The organism is Nonomuraea jiangxiensis (assembly GCF_900099965.1).
Classification (GTDB): Bacteria; Actinomycetota; Actinomycetes; order Streptosporangiales; family Streptosporangiaceae; genus Nonomuraea; species Nonomuraea jiangxiensis.
The window spans coordinates 1-19,558 of sequence record NZ_FNDJ01000006.1 but is presented as its reverse complement, the minus strand read 5'-3'; the positions used below and the strand labels follow the sequence as shown (position 1 = coordinate 19,558).

At 69.0% G+C, this 19,558-nt stretch carries 22 protein-coding genes and 1 tRNA gene; 16 read left to right on the top strand and 7 right to left on the bottom strand.

Translation table 11 applies throughout. The features are described 5' to 3' along the window. Positions 1-211: 211 nt before the first annotated feature. Positions 212-721 (top strand): O-acetyl-ADP-ribose deacetylase, encoded by a 510-nt coding sequence (locus BLS95_RS14405; RefSeq protein ID WP_090931488.1) that lies wholly within the window; start codon positions 212-214, stop codon positions 719-721. Here the strand turns inward: BLS95_RS14405 and BLS95_RS14400 are convergent. Further along, positions 688-1,551, bottom strand: coding sequence for a class I SAM-dependent methyltransferase (locus BLS95_RS14400; RefSeq protein WP_245765054.1), 864 nt, complete (start codon positions 1,549-1,551; stop codon positions 688-690). The two genes, BLS95_RS14405 and BLS95_RS14400, sit on opposite strands and share 34 nt — an antisense overlap. Continuing rightward, the gene (locus BLS95_RS14395; RefSeq protein ID WP_090931487.1) at positions 1,544-2,287 is read right to left on the bottom strand and encodes an SDR family NAD(P)-dependent oxidoreductase; all 744 of its coding nucleotides are present in this window, start codon (positions 2,285-2,287) and stop codon (positions 1,544-1,546) included. Before BLS95_RS14395 ends, BLS95_RS14400 begins: the two co-directional genes overlap by 8 nt. Before the next feature lie 190 nt (positions 2,288-2,477). On the opposite strand from BLS95_RS14395, the gene mshA reads away from it, so the two are divergent. Genes mshA through BLS95_RS14380 form a run of 3 tightly spaced genes read left to right on the top strand, consistent with a single transcriptional unit; the run spans position 2,478 to position 5,017 of the window. Then, positions 2,478-3,716 carry a D-inositol-3-phosphate glycosyltransferase gene (gene mshA / locus BLS95_RS14390; protein WP_090931995.1) on the top strand — a complete coding sequence of 413 codons (1,239 nt, stop codon included), beginning with the start codon at positions 2,478-2,480 and terminating at the stop codon, positions 3,714-3,716. Between the two features lie 22 nt (positions 3,717-3,738). Then, positions 3,739-4,218, top strand: a complete 480-nt coding sequence (locus BLS95_RS14385) for a type III secretion system chaperone family protein (RefSeq protein WP_090931486.1) — start codon at positions 3,739-3,741, stop codon at positions 4,216-4,218. A 55-nt stretch (positions 4,219-4,273) separates the two neighbouring features. Then, on the top strand, positions 4,274-5,017 hold the full coding sequence (locus BLS95_RS14380; RefSeq protein WP_090931485.1) for a phosphoglyceromutase: 744 nt from the start codon (positions 4,274-4,276) through the stop codon (positions 5,015-5,017). Positions 5,018-5,241: 224 nt separating this feature from the next. Here BLS95_RS14380 and phoU read toward each other — a convergent pair whose 3' ends face one another. After that, the gene (gene phoU / locus BLS95_RS14375; protein ID WP_090931484.1) at positions 5,242-5,886 is read right to left on the bottom strand and encodes a phosphate signaling complex protein PhoU; all 645 of its coding nucleotides are present in this window, start codon (positions 5,884-5,886) and stop codon (positions 5,242-5,244) included. 124 nt (positions 5,887-6,010) lie between these two features. Between phoU and BLS95_RS14370 the strand changes: the two genes are divergently transcribed. Together BLS95_RS14370 and BLS95_RS14365 are read left to right on the top strand one after the other, a co-directional pair. Further along, positions 6,011-7,192, top strand: coding sequence for a sensor histidine kinase (locus tag BLS95_RS14370; RefSeq protein WP_245765053.1), 1,182 nt, complete (start codon positions 6,011-6,013; stop codon positions 7,190-7,192). Positions 7,193-7,262: 70 nt separating this feature from the next. Further along, positions 7,263-7,955 carry a response regulator transcription factor gene (locus BLS95_RS14365; RefSeq protein WP_080043325.1) on the top strand — a complete coding sequence of 231 codons (693 nt, stop codon included), beginning with the start codon at positions 7,263-7,265 and terminating at the stop codon, positions 7,953-7,955. A 53-nt stretch (positions 7,956-8,008) separates the two neighbouring features. Here BLS95_RS14365 and BLS95_RS14360 read toward each other — a convergent pair whose 3' ends face one another. Next, positions 8,009-8,593, bottom strand: coding sequence for a copper chaperone PCu(A)C (locus BLS95_RS14360; RefSeq protein WP_245765052.1), 585 nt, complete (start codon positions 8,591-8,593; stop codon positions 8,009-8,011). Positions 8,594-8,879: 286 nt separating this feature from the next. Here BLS95_RS14360 and BLS95_RS14355 point away from each other — a divergent pair, with 286 nt between their 5' ends. The 4 genes from BLS95_RS14355 to BLS95_RS14340 all read left to right on the top strand — a co-directional run bounded on the left by BLS95_RS14355 (position 8,880) and on the right by BLS95_RS14340 (position 10,694). Continuing rightward, entirely contained in the window at positions 8,880-9,362 is a 483-nt protein-coding gene (locus BLS95_RS14355) for a CarD family transcriptional regulator (protein ID WP_020544658.1), read from the top strand. A gap of 17 nt (positions 9,363-9,379) precedes the next feature. Further along, on the top strand, positions 9,380-9,862 hold the full coding sequence (ispF, locus tag BLS95_RS14350; RefSeq protein ID WP_090931481.1) for a 2-C-methyl-D-erythritol 2,4-cyclodiphosphate synthase: 483 nt from the start codon (positions 9,380-9,382) through the stop codon (positions 9,860-9,862). Between the two features lie 174 nt (positions 9,863-10,036). Continuing rightward, positions 10,037-10,327 carry a GlsB/YeaQ/YmgE family stress response membrane protein gene (locus BLS95_RS14345; protein WP_090931480.1) on the top strand — a complete coding sequence of 97 codons (291 nt, stop codon included), beginning with the start codon at positions 10,037-10,039 and terminating at the stop codon, positions 10,325-10,327. Between the two features lie 97 nt (positions 10,328-10,424). After that, positions 10,425-10,694, top strand: coding sequence for a GlsB/YeaQ/YmgE family stress response membrane protein (locus BLS95_RS14340; RefSeq protein WP_090931479.1), 270 nt, complete (start codon positions 10,425-10,427; stop codon positions 10,692-10,694). 195 nt (positions 10,695-10,889) lie between these two features. On the opposite strand, the gene BLS95_RS14335 is transcribed toward BLS95_RS14340, so the two are convergent. Continuing rightward, positions 10,890-12,059, bottom strand: a complete 1,170-nt coding sequence (locus BLS95_RS14335; RefSeq protein ID WP_090931478.1) for a DUF2637 domain-containing protein — start codon at positions 12,057-12,059, stop codon at positions 10,890-10,892. Between the two features lie 52 nt (positions 12,060-12,111). Between BLS95_RS14335 and BLS95_RS14330 the strand changes: the two genes are divergently transcribed. The 4 genes from BLS95_RS14330 (at position 12,112) to BLS95_RS14315 (ending at position 15,089) form a co-directional block, all read left to right on the top strand. Beyond that, a complete protein-coding gene (locus tag BLS95_RS14330) occupies positions 12,112-12,498 on the top strand; it encodes a PPOX class F420-dependent oxidoreductase (protein ID WP_090931477.1) in 387 nt (128 codons plus the stop codon). A 64-nt stretch (positions 12,499-12,562) separates the two neighbouring features. Next, a complete protein-coding gene (cysS, locus tag BLS95_RS14325; protein ID WP_090931476.1) occupies positions 12,563-13,954 on the top strand; it encodes a cysteine--tRNA ligase in 1,392 nt (463 codons plus the stop codon). Positions 13,955-14,033: 79 nt separating this feature from the next. Beyond that, complete coding sequence (gene rlmB / locus BLS95_RS14320; RefSeq protein ID WP_090931475.1) at positions 14,034-14,996, top strand: 23S rRNA (guanosine(2251)-2'-O)-methyltransferase RlmB; 963 nt, start codon at positions 14,034-14,036, stop codon at positions 14,994-14,996. A 20-nt stretch (positions 14,997-15,016) separates the two neighbouring features. Next, positions 15,017-15,089, top strand: a tRNA-Thr gene (locus tag BLS95_RS14315). Between the two features lie 270 nt (positions 15,090-15,359). Here the strand turns inward: BLS95_RS14315 and BLS95_RS14310 are convergent. Continuing rightward, complete coding sequence (locus BLS95_RS14310; RefSeq protein ID WP_090931474.1) at positions 15,360-16,940, bottom strand: YncE family protein; 1,581 nt, start codon at positions 16,938-16,940, stop codon at positions 15,360-15,362. An 88-nt stretch (positions 16,941-17,028) separates the two neighbouring features. Beyond that, entirely contained in the window at positions 17,029-17,157 is a 129-nt protein-coding gene (locus BLS95_RS58990; protein ID WP_281249993.1) for a hypothetical protein, read from the bottom strand. A gap of 335 nt (positions 17,158-17,492) precedes the next feature. Here BLS95_RS58990 and BLS95_RS55640 point away from each other — a divergent pair, with 335 nt between their 5' ends. Together BLS95_RS55640 and BLS95_RS14300 are read left to right on the top strand one after the other, a co-directional pair. Further along, complete coding sequence (locus BLS95_RS55640; protein WP_176993181.1) at positions 17,493-17,651, top strand: hypothetical protein; 159 nt, start codon at positions 17,493-17,495, stop codon at positions 17,649-17,651. Between the two features lie 691 nt (positions 17,652-18,342). Next, positions 18,343-19,542: an ISAs1 family transposase gene (locus BLS95_RS14300; RefSeq protein WP_218135763.1), complete on the top strand. Its 1,200-nt coding sequence runs from the start codon at positions 18,343-18,345 to the stop codon at positions 19,540-19,542. The last annotated feature ends 16 nt before the right edge of the window (positions 19,543-19,558 follow it).

Genomic DNA, 19,558 nt, shown 5'->3' with positions numbered 1-19,558 from the left:
TACAACCTGTCGAGCTGGCATCCGGGTCATCGATGGATTCGCTGTCCACGCGACCATATCTGCATATGCGTATACGGGTACTTGCCTCTACCTAGATACACGGCAAATCTTGATAAATACGGATCATCGGTCGCCACCGTCGTTCCGATCGGGCCTGGAGGACCGGCGCGCGAGATTGCGGTGGCCGCTCGTCGCTGACAGTGTCGGCCGGATGGAGATCACGCTGGTCCAGGGCGACATCACCGCGCAGCGGGTGGACGCCGTCGTCAACGCCGCCAACTCCTCCCTCCTGGGCGGCGGGGGCGTGGACGGCGCCATCCACCGCCGTGGCGGGCCGGAGATCCTGGAGGAGTGCAGGAAGCTGCGCGCCTCCCGGTACGCCCGGGGCCTGCCGACCGGCCAGGCGGTGGCCACGACCGCCGGGCGGCTGCCCGCCCGCTGGGTGATCCACACGGTCGGGCCGGTCCATTCCGCCTCGGAGGACCGTTCGGAGCTGCTGGCCTCCTGCTACCGCGAGTCGCTGCGGGTGGCCGACGAGCTGGGGGCGAAGTCGGTGGCCTTCCCCGCCATCTCGACCGGGATCTACCGGTGGCCGATGGACGACGCCGCCCGGATCGCCCTGGAGGCGGTGCGGCAGGCCGGGACCTCGGTGGAGGACGTGCGGTTCGTGCTGTTCGACAGCGCGGCCTACGCCGTGTTCGAGGCGCGCCTGGCGGGCTGACGCGGATCGACGGCCGACCACGGCAGGGTCAGCTCGCCGAGGCGCCACCGGGCGGGCCCGCCCAGCGGCGGCCGCAGGGGTACGGGCCAGGAACCGGACAACAGCCGCACCGCGGCCAGCCAGCGCTGCCGTGCCCCATGAGCCCCGTAAGGGGCGCTGACCGCCCAGGCGTGGTCGAAGTCGCTCAGGAAGCCGTGGATGCGCTCACCCGGCACGTTCCGGTGGATGAGCGTCTTCGGCAGCCGGTCGGCCAGGTCGGAAGGCCGCTCGAAAGCGCTGAAACGGGCGGAGAACGTGATCGTCTGCGGCCCTTCCCGCGACAGTCCCACCCAGACCGCGCGCCGCCCGTTCTCGGAGCAGGTCCCCTCGACCAGGACGCCGCCCGGGGCCAGCCTGGCCCTGAGCACGTCCCAGTAGTGCCACGCCTCGGCCTCGCTGTACTGCCTGAGCACGTTGAAGGCCCGGACCAGGGTGGGCGGGCGCGGCACGGGCAGCTCGAAGCCGCCCAGCAGGAAGGTCAGCCCCTGCCGTTCGTACGGCTTCGCCAGCGCCACCCGGGCCGGATCGATCTCGATGCCCACGACCTCGACGCCGGGCGCCACCCGCCGCATGCGCGTGAACAGCTCCAGCGGCGTGGCGTGCGAGGCCCCGTACCCGAGGTCCACCACGAGCGGGCGGTCGGCGGCGCGCAGCGAGCGGCCGTGCACGGCGGCGATCCACCGGTCGCAGCGCCGCAGCCGGTTGTGCGCGGTCGTCCCCCGGGTGATCGAGCCGACCGGCCTGCCGGTCGAGGGGGCCGAACGCCTGCCCGGCCGGGCGGGCTCAGTCACTGACGCGATGCAGCTTGTGCTGGGCGGCCTGGGCGCGGGGGCGCATGACGACGCGGTCGATGTTCACGTGGGAGGGGCGCGTCACGCACCAGGCGATGGCGTCGGCCACGTCGTCGGCGGTCAGCGGGTCCGGCACACCCTCGTAGACGCGGTCGGCCGCCGCCTGGTCACCGCGGAACCGGGTGACCGCGAACCCCTCGGTCCGCACCAGGCCCGGCGCGATCTCCACGATCCGCACCGGCTGCCCGACCAGCTCCAGGCGCAGCGTCTCGGCCATCGTGCGCTGGGCGTGCTTGGCCGCGACGTAACCGCCGCCGCCCTCGTAGGACACCAGCGCAGCCGTCGAGGTCAGCATCACCAGCACGCCGTCGCCCGACTCGACCAGCCGGGGGAGCAGCGCCTGGGTCACGCGCAGGGAGCCGAGCACGTTGGTGTCGTACATCTGCTGCCAGTCCTCCGGCCGGGCCTCCGCCACGGACTCCAGGCCGAGGGCGCCGCCCGCGTTGTTGACCAGCACGTCGCAGCGCTCAAGGGTGTCCGCCAGCGCGTCGACCGACTCCTGCGAGGTCACGTCGAGCGTCACCGGCCTGATCGAGGGCGCTTCCGAGGCCAGCTTGTCCAGCCGGTCGCGGCGCCGGGCGCCCGCCACCACGTCGTATCCCTCGGAGGCCAGCCGCCGCGCGGTCGCCTCTCCTATGCCGCTGCTCGCACCGGTCACCACAGCCGTTTTCCGCATGCGGAACATCCTGCCAGCCGGGCCCGGCACCGTCGGCCTGCGGTGCCGACAAATACCCCTAAATCGGGCATCCGTCACCCCCGGTGGTGGCTAGGAGTCGGGAATGTCGGAAAAATCTAGACAGTTGTAACAAAGTTGGAGGTGGTGTCGAGTGAGGCGACGGCGGGTCAACCGGGTCGCGACCATCAGCATGCACACGTCGCCCTTGGACCAGCCCGGAACGGGCGACGCCGGCGGCATGAACGTGTACATCGTCGAGTCCGCCAAACGGCTGGCTCAGCTCGGCGTGGAGGTCGAGATCTTCACCCGGGCCACCGCGCGCCACCTGCCACCCGTGGCCGAACTCGCCCCGGGCGTCCTCGTGCGCCACCTCACGGCGGGCCCCTACGAGGAGATGGACCGGGCCGACCTGCCGGCCCAGCTCTGCGCCTTCCTGTCGGAGGTGCTGCGCACCGAGGCCATGTACGACCCGGGCCGCTACGACCTCATCCACTCCCACTACTGGCTGTCCGGCCAGGTCGGCTGGCTGGCCAAGGAGCGCTGGGGCGTGCCGCTCGTGCACACCATGCACACCATGGCCAAGGTCAAGAACCTGCTGCTGGCCCGGGGCGACAAGCCCGAGCCGCGGGCCCGCGTGGTGGGCGAGGAACAGGTCGTGGAGATCGCCGACCGCCTCGTGGCCAACACCGTGGACGAGGCCCGTGAGCTCGTCGACCTGTACGGAGCCCCCGAGCAGCGGGTCGCCGTCGTGAACCCCGGCGTCAACCTCGCCGTCTTCCGGCCCGGCTCCCAGGCGGTCGCCAGGGACCGGCTGGGACTGCCGCAGGGCGCCCACGTGCTGCTGTTCGTGGGCCGGATCCAGCCGCTCAAGGCGCCGGACGTGCTGCTGCGCGCGGCCTCCAGGATGCTCATCGACGACCCGTCGATGCGCGAGCGCCTGGTGGTGGCCTGCGTCGGCGGGCCCTCGGGCAACGGCCTGGCCCGGCCCTCGTTCCTCACCGAACTGGCCGCCGAGCTGGGCCTCTCCGACGTCGTCCGCCTCGTGCCGCCCGCTCCCCAGGAGGAACTGGCCGACTGGTACCGGGCGGCCTCGCTGACCGTCGTGCCCTCGTACAGCGAGTCCTTCGGGCTGGTGGCCCTGGAGTCCCAGGCTTGTGGGACCCCGGTGGCGGCCGCCGCCGTGGGAGGGCTTCGCACCGCCGTACGGGACGGGGTGTCGGGCGTGCTCGTGGACGGCCACGATCCGGCGGATTGGGCCCGCGCGCTGCACGGCCTGCTGACCGCGCCGCGCCGGCGGGAGGAGCTGTCGCAGGGCGCGTGCGCCCACGCGGCGGCGTTCGGCTGGCAGGCGACGGCGTCGCGGCTGCTGGAGGTGTACGTGGCCGCCATCGCGAACCTGCACAAGTCCCCGGTGGCGGTGAACCTCTAGCTCCGGCTCCTATCCTGTCGGCATGCGTGATGTCGTCGAAGCCGCGCTCAAGACCGCGGACGTCTCCTACGACGAGCCGCGGCCCGGGGCGTTCCTGGTGAAACTTCCCGGGCAACACAAGCTCGCCACCATGACCTGGCTGATCGCGGGGGAGCGGGAGCTGCACGTCGAGGCCTTCTTCTGCCGCCAGCCGGACGAGAACCACGAGGAGTTCTACCGCTGGCTGCTCGGCAAGAACGGCTCCATGTACGGCGTGCACTTCTCCCTCGACCCCGTCGGCGACGTCTATCTCGTGGGCCGGGTCCCGCCGGCGGCCGTCACGGAGGAGGAGGTCGACCGGCTCCTGGGCTGCGTGCTGACGTACGCGGACGAATGGTTCGACCGGGCGCTGGAGCTGGGGTTCGCCTCCTCGATCAGGCGCGAGTGGGAGTGGCGTGCGAAGCGCGGAGAGTCCCTGGCCAATCTGCGGGCCTTCGCCCGCTTCGCCGATCCGGACCGGTGACGCGGCGGCGGACCTCGCAACCTCCCCGAAGCCGGAAAACCGTAGGATTGGCGCCATGGCGACTTTGGTGCTGCTAAGGCACGGCGAGAGCGACTGGAACGCGAAGGGCCTGTTCACCGGCTGGGTGGACGTGAGCCTGTCGGCCAAAGGCGAGGACGAGGCCCGTCGCGGCGGCCGGCTCCTCACGGACAACGGGCTGCGCCCGGACGTCGTCCACACCAGCCTGCTGACCAGGGCCATCCAGACCGCCCAGCTCGCCCTGGCGGAGGCGGACCGGATCTGGCTCCCGGTGAAGCGGAGCTGGCGGCTCAACGAGCGCCACTACGGCGCGCTGCAGGGCAAGAACAAGGCGCAGACCAGGGAGGAGTTCGGTGACGAGCAGTTCATGCTGTGGCGCCGCTCCTACGACGTGCCGCCGCCCCCGATCGCCGACGACGACGAATACTCCCAGGCCGGCGACCCCCGCTACGCCCTGCTGCCCCCGGAGCTCATGCCCCGCACGGAGTGCCTGAAGGACGTGGTGGAGCGCATGCTCCCCTACTGGTACGACGAGATCGTCCCCGACCTGGCGGCGGGCCGCACGGTCCTGGTGGCGGCGCACGGCAACTCGCTGCGGGCCCTGGTCAAGCACCTGGACGGCATCAGCGACGAGAAGATCGCCGGCCTCAACATCCCGACGGGCATCCCCCTGGTCTACGAGCTCGACGCGGACTTCCGGCCCACCCGCCCGGGGGGCGAATACCTGGACCCGGAGGCCGCCAAGGCGGCCATCGAGGCCGTGGCCAACCAGGGCCGCTGATCCCGCGCACCGTCAGCGGCCGCCCGGCCGCTGACCCCGCGCGACGCCGCCCGGAAATGCCGAAACCGGATGGAGGCCGTTCCTCCACCCGGTTTCGTCGCCGGTCTGTCCGCGGTCGATGCTAGGCCCATGACCACGGCGTGTTCGGGGGTTCCGCGGACACTTGGCCGAGTGCGGGGCCGGAGATGGGCCCTTGATTGCCGGCCGGTGACCCGCGAGGGGGGTCAGCTCGGGCGGGAACCCGTGACCAGGTAGACCACGTCCGCCGCCACCCGTACCGCGTGGTCGGCGTACCGCTCGTAATAGCGGCCGATCAACGTGATGTCGATCGCCGGCTCGACCCCGTGCGGCCATTCCTTGCTCAAAATGTTCCTGAACAGCCGACGGTGCAGCCGGTCCATCGCGTCGTCGTCCTGCTCCAGCTCCAGCGCCGAGTCCACGTCCCTGGAGGCCACGCAACTGCCCGCCTTGGTGACGATGTTCTCCGCGATCTGTCCCATCTCCAGGATGGTCGAGCGGATCTCCGGCGGGATCGCCGACTCCGGGTGGCGGAGACGGGCTACCTTGGCGACATGGACCGCGAGGTCGCCCATACGCTCAAGGTCAGTGCCCATGCGCAGCGCCGTGATGACCATCCGCAGGTCCACCGCGACCGGCTGCTGCCTGGCCATCAAGTCGAAGATCGACGACTCGATGTCGGCGAACACCGCGTTCACTTCCTCGTCACGGGAAATGACGCTCTCGGCGAGCTGGAGGTCGGCGTCGAGAAGGGCCGTGGTGGCACGCGAGATGGCCGATCGGACGAGGCTGGTCATCTGGACCAGCTTGTCAGTCAGCAGATCAAGTTCTTCATGGTACGCGTCGCGCATGCTATTACCGTACGTGCCGATCAATGAACGAACTTCTACAGTCAGATGAACTTTCCAGGAAAGAGGCGTTCATCCGCTGATGGGAGGGTCTGCCGCTGGGAAAAGGCCACCTACCATCGGAGGCATGAGTGAGATGGCCATGAGCTTGGCGGCCCTGGCCGGGTTCGTCGTGGGCGCCCTGGCGATCCTGTTCTATCGCAATCAGATAGAGACCCGCAGCCGGGTCGACACCACCGACGCCGTGGAGACGGGGGCCGCGCTGCCGCAGGGGGTGGCGTCCGTGCTGGCCGTGCTCCCCTCGTCGGCGGTGGTGCTCGACGCGCACGACAAGGTGCTCCGCGCCAGTTCGGCGGCGCGGGCGTTCGGGCTGGTCAAGGGGGATCGGCTGATGGCGGCCGAGCTGCTCGCGCTGGCCAGGCAGGTGCGCAGGGACGGCGAGATCCGGGAGAGCGAGATCGACGTCGCCGGGCACAAGTTCGGCCAGGAGACGACGAACTTCGCCGTCCGCGTGGCCCCGCTCGGCTCCCACGGCCAGGTGCTGGTGCTCGCCGAGGACCAGACCGAGCGGGTCAGGGTCGAGGCGGTACGCCGTGACTTCGTCGCCAACGTCAGCCACGAGCTGAAGACCCCGGTGGGCGCGCTGAGCCTGCTGGCCGAGACCATCCAGGACGCCGCAGACGACCCCGAGGCGGTCACTCGCTTCGCCGGGCGCATGCAGCACGAGGCCGCCCGGCTCACCTACCTCGTACAGGACCTGATCACGCTCAGCAGGATCCAGGGCGCCGAGCCCATTCCGACGCCGGGTCAGGTCTCGATCGACGAGGCGATCCACGACGCCATCGACCACTGCAACACCAAGGCCGTCGCCAAGGACATCACGCTCGTCTCCGGCGGCACCGAGGGCCTGCGCATCTGGGGTGACGACGAACTGCTCCTCACCGCGCTGCGCAACCTGATCGACAACGCCGTCGCCTACAGCCCCGAGCACACCCGCGTCGTCGTCAGCGTGCGGCCGGCGGGCGACTCGGTGGAGATCAGTGTCAGCGACCAGGGCATCGGCATTCCCGAGGAATCCCTGGAGCGGATCTTCGAGCGCTTCTTCCGCGTCGACGCGGCCAGGTCGCGCGCGACCGGCGGGACCGGGCTCGGTCTCGCCATCGTCAAGCACGTCGCCGCCGCGCACGCGGGCGAGGTGTCCGTCTGGAGCAAGGAAGGGTCCGGCTCCACCTTCACACTCCGTCTGCCCGCCTTCGGCGGCACGGCGGTACCCGTACCACCCTCGATTCCCCTGGAGACAGCCCTGTGACTGAGGCAAGCCAACCAACCATCGGACGCGGCCCCCTGCGGGACGTGAGGCCGGCGAAGGAGAGCCGCTCGTGACTCGCGTACTCGTCGTGGAGGACGAGGAGTCGTTCTCCGACGCCCTGTCCTACATGCTGCGCAAGGAGGGCTTCGAGGTGTCGGTCGCGGCGACCGGGCCCGAGGCGCTCGACACTTTCGACCGTAACGGCGCGGATCTGGTGCTGCTCGACCTGATGCTGCCGGGATTGCCCGGTACGGAGGTGTGCCGCTCGCTGCGCCAGCGCTCCAAGGTCCCGGTCATCATGCTGACCGCCAAGGACAGCGAGATCGACAAGGTCGTGGGCCTGGAGCTGGGCGCCGACGACTACGTGACCAAGCCGTTCTCCTCGCGGGAGCTCGTGGCCCGCATCCGCGCGGTGCTGCGCCGCCAGGGCGACGTCGTGGAGGAGCTGGAGACGGCGGTGCTGGCCGTCGGCCCGGTGCGGATGGACGTGGACCGGCACGTCGTCGCGGTGCGGGGCGAGCAGGTGCAGCTCCCGCTCAAGGAGTTCGAGCTGCTGGAGGTGCTGCTGCGCAACGCCGGGCGGGTGCTGACCCGGGGCCAGCTCATCGACCGCGTCTGGGGCGCCGACTACGTGGGCGACACCAAGACCCTGGACGTGCACGTCAAGCGCCTGCGCGCCAAGATCGAGTCAGATCCGTCCAACCCGCGCTGCATCCTGACCGTGCGCGGCCTGGGCTACAAGTTCGACGCAGTGGAGGAGTGAGAACCCTCGTTCCGGTACGCGGTGACGTACCGGAACGAGGGTTTCGCGCGCCCTCAGTGGGTCTCTTCCGCCGGGGAGGCGGACGGCGTCGGCGTCGGCGTGGGCGCCGGGGTGGCGTTCGGGGCCGGGGGGTAGTCCTTGTACTCGCGGCTGCGCGTGACCACAGGGACGTCCATGGACAGGCTCCCGGCGTTGGCGAACTGGAGGTCCAGCCGGATGGTCTCGCCGCCCCTGAGGCTCTTGGGGAGCCCCTCCAGGAGGATCTGCGGGGTGGGCTTGCCGGTGTTCACCAGCTGGTTGCTCGGGAGCTGGATCGGGGCCGTGAGCTTCACCGTGCCCATGCCGCCCGCGGAGATCGCCTGCAGCGTGTCGGCGGTTGGCGCGGTGTTGAGGATGTTCAGGTAGATCGGTACGGACCCGCGCCAGGCGATCTGCGCTCCGGAGTCGGGGCCGAGGATGAACGCCTGCGGGATGTTGATGCCGCTCTCATGGCCGTATTTGCCCTGCTCGATGAGCACCTGTGCCTCATTGGGCTTGTACGGCCTGTTGGTGGTGGCGTCGAATCCGGCCCCGCAGCCCGCGAGCACGGGGGCTGCCAAGAACGCGGCGGCTACGACAATCCAGCGACGGCTGGTCACGGACGGGTTCTCCTTGGTCTTACGCGGGACTCGCGCATGCGCGATGAGCGGATCTTGTGGGGGTCTCTCGCATGCGTGATGGGCAGCGCCCACCATATCCACCTGAATGCATGGTCATATCCGCGCCCCCGCAGGTCATTAGCCATGTCCGCATATGCGATTCATACAGTTGAGCGCTTGTCAAGCCCCAATATGCGGCTTTGACCTGCAGTTATGAGGATTTCACTGTTCCGGGAGGCTGTGGATGCGTGGTACCCTGGAGTACAGCGGAAGGGGTACTTGTCACATGACTTTCCAGGTCGGCGACACTGTCGTCTACCCCCACCATGGGGCTGCTCGGATCGAAGCAATCACGACGCGATCCATCAAGGGTGAGGAAAAGACCTACCTGGTGCTCAAGGTCGACAAGGGCGACCTTACCGTCCAGGTGCCAGCTGAAAACGCAGAACTCGTCGGTGTGCGCGATGTTGTCGGCCAGGAAGGCCTTGAGCGGGTTTTCGATGTCCTGCGGATGCCGCACACGGAAGAGCCCACCAACTGGTCTCGTCGCTACAAGGCCAATCTGGAGAAGCTCGCCTCCGGCGATGTGAACAAGGTTGCCGAGGTCGTCCGGGACCTGTGGCGGAGGGACCGCGAGCGTGGTCTGTCCGCGGGTGAGAAGCGCATGCTCGCCAAGGCGCGCCAGATCCTCGTAAGTGAGCTTGCCCTGGCCGAGAAGACCAATGAGGACAAGGCCGAGGCCCTTCTCGACGAGGTCCTCAACTCCTGAACACGAACCTTCCACGGGTGGGCGTCGGAGTCGACGTCCACCCGTTCGCTTCGGGAGACTCGGGTCGCGAGCTCAACCTGGCGGGCCTGCACTGGCCGGGTGAGCTCGGGCTCGAAGGCCACTCCGACGGCGATGCCGCCGCGCACGCGGCCTGCGACGCCCTGCTGTCGGCCGCCGGCCTCGGCGATCTGGGCCGGCTGTTCGGCACCGCCGACCCGCGCTGGGCGGGCGCCTCGGGTGCCGCCCTGCTGGAGGAGACCGCACGCCAGGTGCGGGCCGCCGGCTACGAGATCGGCAACGTGGCCATCCAGGTGGTCGGCAACCGGCCCAAGCTGGCGCCGCGCCGTACGGAGGCCGAGAAGGCGCTCAGCGCGGCCGTGGGCGCTCCTGTGAGCGTCAGCGCCACCACTACGGACGGGCTCGGCCTCACCGGCCGTGGAGAGGGCATCGCGGCGCTCGCCACCGCACTGGTGGTCGAGACCGCGGGCAACCTTTCCTGAGGGCCGGGCGTCCAACGTAGGGATACGTGAGGGTGTCCTGGCGGGTAACCCGCCGAGTACGGAGGCGGCGGCTCGTCACTGGCGCGGTACGGGCCGCCGCCTTCCCTCGGATATTTTGCCTGCTCAGCGGGTAGTTCTTTCCGCGAGATATGAACGTCTCGGGGGGAGTCGCACATGATCGGCGCGATCATTTCCGCAATAATCATCGGTGCCATCATCGGTGCGCTGGCCCGCCTGCTGGTGCCAGGCAGGCAGCACATGTCCATCGGCCTTACTCTCGTCGTCGGCATCGTGGCCGCTCTGATCGGCACGCTCATCGCCCAGGCGGCCGGCTTGGCCGACACGAGGGGGATCGACTGGATCGAGCACCTGCTGCAGCTCGTGCTGGCGATCGCCGGCGTGCTCCTGGTGACACGCCTGGGCGGCGCGGGGCGTTCCGGCCGCTTCGGCAGAAAATCGACCTGACCTGCTCGTTCTTTACATCGGCGAATAATCGCCGGGGATCGGGTAGCGACCTCCCCGTGAGAGTGAACCGCTCACTCTCACGGGGAGGTTTCGTGACATGACAATCGAGTCCATCCTCGGCGCCATTGTGATCGGCGCCGTAATCGGCGCGATCGGCCGCCTGCTCCTTCCCGGCAGGCAGGCCATCGGGTGGATCCTCACCGTCGTCGTCGGCATCGTGGCCGCTCTCATCGGCACGGCGATCGCCCAGGTGCTCGGCGTGGAGACCACGCCCGGCATCGACTGGATCGAGCTGGTGATGCAGGTGGTGCTGGCCATTGTGGGCGTCGGACTGGTCGCGGGGCTGCGCCGCGGCTCCCGCGTCTAGGCGGAATATGCGGGCCCGCCCCCGGATCCTCTGAAGCTCCGGGGGCGGGCCCGCGCGTATCAGCCCTCTGGAGTCCCTCGGGGCGGCCCGCGTCAGTCTTCTGGAGTTTCTCGGGGCAGGCCCGCGTCAGTCTTCTGGAGTTCCTAGGGGCGGACCCGCGTCAGTCCTCTGGAGTTCCCCGGGGGCAGGCCCGCATCAGTCCTCTGGAGGGCGCGGAGTGCTGCGGAGACGGCCTGAGGGGGCCGGGGTGTCGTCCTCTATGACGGGGTGCGGGGCCGTGTCCTCTAACTCGCTCTGACGGCGCTCGGCGGGGTCTGCGGACTCCGGGCCGTGTTCCGGGTCCGGGTGGGCGGGGCCGTCGTCTATGACGGGGTGGGGCTGGGTGTCGGCGTCCCGGTCGGCGTCGTTGGAGCGCGGGTGGACGAGGACGTCGGTGGGCTTGACCCGGTCACCCCACCGAACGGGCCGCGTCTCCGGCTCCGGCTCTCGTACCGGTTCCGGTTCCGGCTTGCGCTCGGCTTCCGGGTCGGGCTCCGGGTCCCGCTCCGGCTCCGGCTCCGGCTGGGATCGTGACCATGGCTCGGGCTCCGGTCGCGGTCGTGGCACGGACTCGTAGTACGGCTCGGGCTCAGGCTCGTGCTTTAGCTCCGGCTCGCGGTAGAGCTCCGGCTCCGGCTCATGCCTTGGCTCGTGGCGTGGTTCCTGCCGTGGTTCTTGTCGGGGGTCCGGCTGTGGCTCCTGCTGTGGTTCCTGCTGTGGCTCGGGCTGCGTGGACGCCGGGGCCGCGGGCCATTCGGTCACCCGCTCGTTCACCCGTGCCGAGATCGGCGGGGTCTCGGGGCCGATGGGCTCAGTCCTGGGCGTCTCCGGCACCGGGCGGGGGCGATGGAAGGGCACGAGGTCCTGCTCGGCAGGGCTCTCGTCCGCCCGGGTGCCCGCATCCCTTCGAGCCTGGACGTGCTTGATCAACAGCAGCCAGAGCCACAACGCCAGTGCCAGCATGACCCAGGGCGCCAGGGCCACGCCCACGGCCGTCTGGCGTACGTCGAAGGCGAACCGCACCGCCGTCGCCACATTGACCGCCGCTGCCGCGACGATCAGCAGGACCAGCACGAACGCCGCCTGCACGCGTACCAGGAGCCTGGCCGGGCGCAGCAGTAGGACGGCGATCAGCGCGACCAGCAGGAGCGCGTCGAAGGCCGCCGGATAGAGGAAGGCGAGGTCCTGTCCGGCCTCGCCGGTGAGGGCCAGCGCGCGCAGGTCGTCGAAGGAGAGCGCGCAGGCCGCGCCGGTCAGGGCTGCTACAGCGAGCCCGGCCAGCGCGATGCCCAGGCGGCGAAGCGTAGAGGGGGGAGTCACGTCCATGGCGGTTCGAGCCTACAGAAGAATGGGGGCCAGGACCGATCAAGGGAGAGACATGGCCGTGTTGCCGGGAGAAGCCCGCCGACTGCTGAGCGCACCGAACTTCGCCACGGTGACCAGCATCAACCCCGACGGGGGACCGCACTCGACGGTCGTGTGGGTGCGTACGGACGGCGACGACGTGCTGTTCTCGACCGTGAAGGGGCGCGTGAAGCCGCGGAACTTCGAGCGTGACGCGCGGGCCAGCCTGCTGGTGATCGACCCGGACGATCCGTACCGCTATGTGGAGGTGCGGGGGCGTGTGACGATGGCCGACGACCCGACGGGGGCGCTCATCGAGGAGCTCTCGCAGCAGTATCGGGGGCAGTCGTGGGTGGAGAAGCCGGGCGCAGAACGGCTCATTGTCAGGCTCACACCGGACAAGGTCACGTTGCGAGGCTGATTTATTGGCCGGACGGTGACATTTATCGGCGTGACCGGCGCCCCGAGGCGTTAGCCTTGCGTTCGTGAGCCTGCACATCTACGACACCAGTACGCGCGCCATCCGTGAATTCGTTCCGGTCGAAGCCGGCCGGGCGTCGATTTACCTGTGTGGGGCGACCGTGCAGGCTCCCCCGCATATCGGACATATCCGTTCCGGTGTGAACTTCGACGTGCTCCGGCGGTGGCTCGCTCGTTCCGGATATGACGTGACGTTCTGCCGCAATGTCACGGACATCGACGACAAGATCATCAGGGTCTCGGCCGAGGAGAGCGTGCCCTGGTTCGTCGTGGCCGAGCGCAACCAGCGGGCCTTCACGTGGGCTTACGACACGCTGGGCTGCCTGCCGCCGACCGTCGAGCCGCGGGCTACGGGGCACGTACCCGAGATGATCACGCTCATGGAGCGGCTGATCTCGCTCGGCCACGCCTACGCCTCCGGCGGGGACGTCTACTTCGACGTACGGTCCTATGCCGAGCACTACGGCAAGCTCTCCAACCAGAAGCTGGAGAACATGCGGGCGGCGGCCGACACCGACGACGAGTCCTGCAAGCGCGACGGGCGCGACTTCGCCCTGTGGAAGGGCGAGAAGCCGGGCGAGCCGACCTGGCCGACCCCCTGGGGGCCCGGGCGTCCCGGCTGGCACCTGGAGTGCTCGGCGATGGCGACGAAATACCTGGGATCGACGTTCGACATCCACGGCGGCGGGATCGACCTGATCTTCCCGCACCACGAGAACGAGATCGCCCAGTCGCAGGCGGCCGGTGACGGGTTCGCGCGCTACTGGATGCACAACGGCATGCTCAAGATCGGCGCTGAGAAGATGAGCAAGTCGCTCGGAAACTCGCTGCTGATCCCGGAGATGGTGCAGAAGGTGCGCCCGGTGGAGCTGCGCTACTACCTGGCGGCCCCGCATTACCGGTCCTCGATCGACTACTCGGAGGAGGCGCTGCTGGAGGCGGCGGCGGCCTACCAGCGGATCGAGGGCTTCGTGACGCGCGCCGCCGAGGTCATCCACGACGTCGACGCCGACGCGCCGCTGCCCCAGGCGTTCGTGGACGCGCTCGACGACGACCTCGGCACGCCCCAGGCGCTGGCCGTGGTGCACGAGGTGGTGCGCGAAGGCAACGTGGCGCTGTCCAAGGGCGACAAGGAGGCCGTGGCGCGGCTGCTGGCCGAGACCCAGAACATGCTCGACGTGCTGGGCCTCGATCCGCGTTCGCCGCAGTGGCGCGGGGCCGGGTCGGACCTCGCGCCGGTGGTGGACGCGCTGGTGGCCGTGGCGCTGGAGCAGCGCAAGGCGGCGCGTGAGCGCAAGGACTACGCGGCCGCGGACGCGATCAGGGACCAGCTGTCGGCCGCGGGGATCACGGTGGAGGACACACCTCACGGGGCGCGGTGGGAGCTGAGCCGCTAGACCTCCCGCCTTCGCCCGTGGGGTCCTTGTCCCTCCCATCCGGGCCTGAGGTGGCCGGCGGCCCGAGTACCCTTGTGGCATGGCAGCAGGCGGTAGGGCTTCGGGCAGGCCCGCGAAGAAGAAGGGCCCGAGCAAGGGCGCCGGGGGACAGGGCCGCCGGGCGCTCGAGGGCAGGGGCGCGACGCCACCCGCCGAAATGCGCCATTGGTACAAGGACAAGGCTCGTGCCCAGCGCATCGCGCGTGAGGACGGCGGAGGCGCACGGCGTACGGCACCGGTGCGGCAGCGCCGTTCCGAAGACGCTCCTGAATACATCGGCGGCCGCAACCCCGTGCTGGAGGCCCTCCAGGCGGGCGTGCCCTCCAACGCGCTCTACATCGCGCAACGCCTCGACAACGACGACCGCGTACGCGACTCCATCAAGATCGCCGCGGAGCGCGGGATCGCCCTCCTCGAGGTCACCCGCGACAAGCTCGACCGCCTGACGGAGGGCGCCGTCCACCAGGGCATAGCGCTCCAGATCCCGGCCTACGACTACGCGCACCCCTCCGAGCTGGTCGAGCTCGCCCATGACGCGGCGGAGACCCCCCTGATCGTGGCCCTGGACTCGGTCACCGACCCCCGCAACCTCGGCGCCATCGCCCGCTCCGCCACCGCCTTCGGCGCCCACGGCCTGCTCATCCCCTCCCGCCGCTCGGCCGGCGTCACAGGAGGGGCCTGGAAGACCTCCGCGGGCACCCTGGCCAACCTCCGCGTGGCCCGCGCGGCCAACCTCACGGCGGCACTGCGCGACTACCGAGAGGCGGGCCTGTTCGTGGTGGGCCTCGACGGCGCCGGCCAAACCGACCTCGACCAGGTCGACCTGCTGGCCGAGCCCCTGGTGATCGTCATAGGCTCGGAGGGCAAGGGGCTCTCCCGGCTGGTCCGCGAGCACTGCGACGTGGTGACCCGCATCCCGATGCGAGCAGCGGCGGAGTCACTCAACGCGGGCGTGGCCGCCGGAGTGGCCCTGTACGAAGTCGCTCGTCACAGGCGCCCCTAGCGTCTACACTGGTAGGCCGTGCCGACGTAGCTCAATCGGCAGAGCATCTGTCTTGTAAACAGAAGGTCAGGGGTTCGATTCCCCTCGTCGGCTCTCCACGCGAAAGGCCCCTGAACAGGCATTACGCCGTCAGGGGCCTTGTGGTTTCCGATCTTCAACCAGCGTCTTGGGAGCCAGCGGTGGCTGTTTCGCCAGGAGTGCGGTGGAGATGGTGTCCGTCACCGGGCGGGCTGCCACCACGCGGCGTGTCGGATGGTGGCAGCGACCTGGCGCGGTGTCCCGTCAGCCGGTTAAGCGTTAGGGTGCCGCGCACGGCAGGCAGTACGGCGATGATGAAGGCGTCGCGGAATGCCGGCGATGGGGTTACGGGCGCCCTCGGACGGTGACGTTGTGCGTGCCGCGCGTGTACTCGAACACGTTCGTGCCGTCCCACCGGACCTCGTACACGTGCTCACCGCCCACAGCGGGGGTGTCGACGAAGGCGAACGATCCGTCGCTGTTCGTGTTCACGGTCCCCACGAACTCGAGGTTTCCGTCAGAGACAGTCAGATATACCACGAGCAGGGCGCCCGACGGAGGAGTCTGATCACCTGCGTCCAGCACGCCGCTGAACGAGAGTTGTTTGCCGACCGTCCCTGTCTTGGGTCCGGACAAGGTGATCGAGGATGGGTGTCTGGCCGCGGTGACGGCGGCAGAGGTCCGGCTCCATCGGAAGTCCGCGTTGCCGTTCCAGAACACGTCGTACGTGATCGTCCCGGAGACCGGAGGGGTGTCGGTGAAGGTGTAGGTGCCGTCTGCGGCGGTTGTCACGCCTGGGATCGTCGTACTGGTGCCGTCGGGAAGTTTCCGGGTCACCACGAGTGGTTGCGGCCCGGGGGCCGAGCCGTCCGCCAACGTGAGCGTGCCGGTCGCGGTGAGCGGAACGAGGGCGGTGCCCGTGGGCGGAGCCGACAGCTTCAGCGTGGATCCCGGAAGTGTGGCGCCTTCCGCTCGCCACAGGCGCAGTCGCCGTTGGGACGTTACCTCCTCCAGCACGGTGAAGACGTCGACACCCGAGAAGGCGAGCGTACCGATGACCGGGCTGGCGTAGGAGGCGAAGATCCGGTAGGTCTGTGCCCTCGTCCCCATGTCGAACATGGTGATGTCGTAGCCGGTCGTCCCGGTGGCCGCCAGGTGAGCGCCGTCCGGGCTGATCGCGACGGATCCAGCCCCGCCTGGGAAGGAAAAGGCCTTGGTCAGGCTGGTGGTGTCCCATCCGTCAAGATTGTTTAGGATGACTGTCGAGCCGTCCGACGTGATCACCAGGTCGTATATGACCAAGGAATTATCGAAGCCGTTGATGACGCCTCGCCGGACGGGAGTCGTGCCGTTCACGTCGTACACCATGAGGTCGCACGCGCTGAGGCCGGTCTCGCCGACGGCGAGGGTGCCCCCGGCGGCGGCGACGAGCGGGGCGTTGTAGATGTTGGCCACAACCGGCACCGGCACCGGTGCGGCAGCCGACAGATCGAGGCCGAAAACGCCGCCGTTGAACGTGTTGCCACAGCCGTAGCCCACCCACAACCGGTTATCGGATAACGTCAGGTTCCACGGACACGGGTAAGGAGCCACGTCGATCCGCCGGATGACGGCGAGGGAGTCCGTGTCGAGCTCGAGCACCTGTTGTGCGCCGCTCAGCGCTACGAACGCGCGCTTGTTGTCCGGCGTCACCGCCAGGCCGGCCGCACCGGGCAGGTCGCTGATCGTGTCGGTGATGGTGCCGCGGGAGTCGGTGACGATGATCTCGTCATCCCCGGCGACGAAAACCTTGCCACCGGCCGCGGCCACATCGCGGGCGTCTTTCATCCCGTCGAGGTAGACCATGGAGTCGGCGGCCGACGCCGCGGGGGCGACGGCGACGGTCAGGCCGGCGGCGATGGCCAGGGCACTGCTGAGAGCGATCAACCGGCTGATCAACGAGGCGCCGGCACGAGCCGGCCCTGAGGGTAATGGGCGCACATGAACTCCACTTTGAGAGGAACGAAATTACGGCCTACAGGACCGAGCCGGTCCACAGCTTGCTCGCGGCGTCGTAGACCTCCCGTACGTCACCGTCGAAGTACGGGAAGGCACTCGTGTCGTCCGGAGCACAGCGGGCCTGCGGCTGACACGACTGATCCACGCCTCCTTCGCCGTCTCCAGATCTGCTCAAGATCTCCAAGCTGAGCCACCCCGCAATGACGCCATGGCCCGACATATCAGTCAAGGAACAGAAGGTGACCTTCCTTCGGATCCGAACGCATGCTCTAAAACTCTAGGCAAGCGCTCTCCGCTGCGGAGATCCGCTTGGTGCTGATCATTGAGCCACGCCCGGCGGTGATCACATTCCGTGAAAACGGCAGGTCGCAGATGATGATGCGTGACCCTATCGTTACTTGATCATCATAGAACCGAGATCGATTCCCCCTGCGCGGACAACCATTCCGAGATGCCGGGCGCGTTACGGAGTCGACAGGCTTGGAGCTGCCGCCCCCCTACTGTCCTTTGCCCTCCGCGGTCAATCCGGCGCGTGAGCGCGTCGAGCGGCAGGCCGTCGCCACACGCTACGACAAACGCGCTTACATCTTCCTTGGCACCGTCACCTTGGCCGCCCTGATCATCTGGCTCCGCACCTGATCTAAGGGTTCTACGTCGTGACCGGCCTATGTTTGCAAGCAGGTAGTCAGGAGTTCGAATCTTCTAGGCTCCACAGGCGAGAATTCACCGTTGTCGACCAGTGCGGGGCGAGGGTGGTGGCGGGCCTCGGCACAGCACACCGCCGCACAGATGCGGCCCCACGATCGCCAGTGCATGGTCGGTCGTCGTACGTGGTCGGGGGCGATCGACGATCCGGGGTTCGTTCCTCACCCTGGCTCACCGGATGGTGTGGCAGGCCAGCATCACTGGTCGATGTGGGCACTACCGCAGCTCAAAAGGGCGGGTCATCGCTGCACCCTCTGCTGTCCAGGACGTGCACTCCAAATCTTCCTGCTCGACTAGCGAGGCGGTTTCTTCACCCCATGCGCGGAGGCCATCTACCGCGATGGCCCGGTAGGACTGGTCTGAGCTGGTAGCCAGGACGCTGCGCACGATTGGTGCGAGGCTGGCTTGATAGTGGGCGAGTTCGGGGGCGTCCAAGAGCGGGACGGCTGCGGCGAGGGCTGCTTCCCGTACGGGGCAGGGCCGATGCGTTCTCGGCTGATGGGACGCTCGCGGCGCGTTGAGGCCGGGCGGTTGAGGGGGCACCCCGGGGTATAGATGGCAAACGCGACCCCTGATGATCGTTGGGTGTCTACGCCAGTCGATCAAGAACAGGGGCCGCGTTCGCGTGCCATCATCCCCGATCGACGTGCTCGCCCGCCACCTGGAGCACGTCACCATCGCCGACCCACCGGGCGACCTGCCCGATCTGCCGACCCTGGCCCAGGTCCTGGACGCCATCCCCGACCCGCGCAGCCGTCGCGGACGCCGCTACCGGCTCGGCCCACTGCTGGCGTTATCCCTGCTGGCCGTCCTCAGCGGAGCGACCTCCCTCGTCAAGATCACCCGGTTCATCGCCGGGTATGACCCCGCGCTACGCCAACGAGCCGGTCTGCCCGGCACCGTACGGCTGGCCGCCAGCACCCTGGGTCGCCTGCTCGCCCGCCTGGACGGCGACGACTTCGACACCGCCACCTGCGCCTACCTGGCCATGCTCGCCGCCGACGCATCACCCACCACCAGCCCGCCCTCAGCCCGGACTCCGCTCACCGGCCTGGCCGTGGACGGCAAGACCCTGCGCGGCAGCCGCACTGCCGGCGGCACCACGGTCCATCTGCTGGCGGCCACTCGCCATGACACCCAGACCGTCGTGGCCCAACGCCAGATCGACGCCAAGAGCAACGAGATTCCCGCCTTCACGCCCCTGCTGTCCGGGCTGGACCTCACCCACATGGTGATCACCGCCGACGCCCTGCACACCCAGCACGAACACGCCCGCCACATCATCGCCGCCGGCGGCCACTACCTGTTCATCGTCAAGGGCAACCAGCCCACCCTGCACCGCCGGCTCAAGGCCCTGCCCTGGCGGGAAGCCGTGTTGAACGACCGTACCGACGAGCAAGGCCATGGCCGCCGCGAGATCCGTCGCATGAAGATCTGCACCGTCCGCCCCAACCTGCCCTTCCCCCACGCCGCCCAGGCCATCCAGGTCAAACGCCGCCGCACCGACCACCGAACCGGCAAGACCACCATCGTGACGATCTACGCCATCACCAGCCTCCCACCCGGACGAGTCACCCACCCCCAGCTCGCCGCGCTGATCCGCGGGCACTGGAGCGTCGAGGTCCTGCACCACACCCGTGACGTCACCTACCGCGAAGACGCCTCCCGCGTCCGCACCGGCACTGCACCCCGGATCATGGCCAGCCTCCGCAACCTGGCCATCGGCCTGGCCCGCCTGATCGGCTGGACCAACATCGCCGCCGCCACCGACCACTACCGCAGCCACCCCGCCGACGGCCTTCAACTACTCGGTCTTACGACATGAGAACGCTTCGGCCCTG

Excerpts from the sequence above, each read along its gene's own strand:
- BLS95_RS14395 (WP_090931487.1), bottom strand. The coding sequence starts at position 2,287 with ATGCGGAAAACGGCTGTGGTGACCGGTGCGAGCAGCGGCATAGGAGAG.
- BLS95_RS14330 (WP_090931477.1), top strand. The coding sequence starts at position 12,112 with ATGGCCGTGTTGCCGGGAGAAGCCCGCCGACTGCTGAGCGCACCGAAC.
- BLS95_RS14385 (WP_090931486.1), top strand. The coding sequence starts at position 3,739 with ATGCGTGATGTCGTCGAAGCCGCGCTCAAGACCGCGGACGTCTCCTAC.
- BLS95_RS14370 (WP_245765053.1), top strand. The coding sequence starts at position 6,011 with ATGAGTGAGATGGCCATGAGCTTGGCGGCCCTGGCCGGGTTCGTCGTG.
- BLS95_RS14355 (WP_020544658.1), top strand. The coding sequence starts at position 8,880 with ATGACTTTCCAGGTCGGCGACACTGTCGTCTACCCCCACCATGGGGCT.
- BLS95_RS14335 (WP_090931478.1), bottom strand. The coding sequence starts at position 12,059 with ATGGACGTGACTCCCCCCTCTACGCTTCGCCGCCTGGGCATCGCGCTG.
- mshA (WP_090931995.1), top strand. The coding sequence starts at position 2,478 with ATGCACACGTCGCCCTTGGACCAGCCCGGAACGGGCGACGCCGGCGGC.
- BLS95_RS14405 (WP_090931488.1), top strand. The coding sequence starts at position 212 with ATGGAGATCACGCTGGTCCAGGGCGACATCACCGCGCAGCGGGTGGAC.
- BLS95_RS14340 (WP_090931479.1), top strand. The coding sequence starts at position 10,425 with ATGACAATCGAGTCCATCCTCGGCGCCATTGTGATCGGCGCCGTAATC.
- BLS95_RS14345 (WP_090931480.1), top strand. The coding sequence starts at position 10,037 with ATGATCGGCGCGATCATTTCCGCAATAATCATCGGTGCCATCATCGGT.
- rlmB (WP_090931475.1), top strand. The coding sequence starts at position 14,034 with ATGGCAGCAGGCGGTAGGGCTTCGGGCAGGCCCGCGAAGAAGAAGGGC.
- phoU (WP_090931484.1), bottom strand. The coding sequence starts at position 5,886 with ATGCGCGACGCGTACCATGAAGAACTTGATCTGCTGACTGACAAGCTG.
- BLS95_RS14380 (WP_090931485.1), top strand. The coding sequence starts at position 4,274 with ATGGCGACTTTGGTGCTGCTAAGGCACGGCGAGAGCGACTGGAACGCG.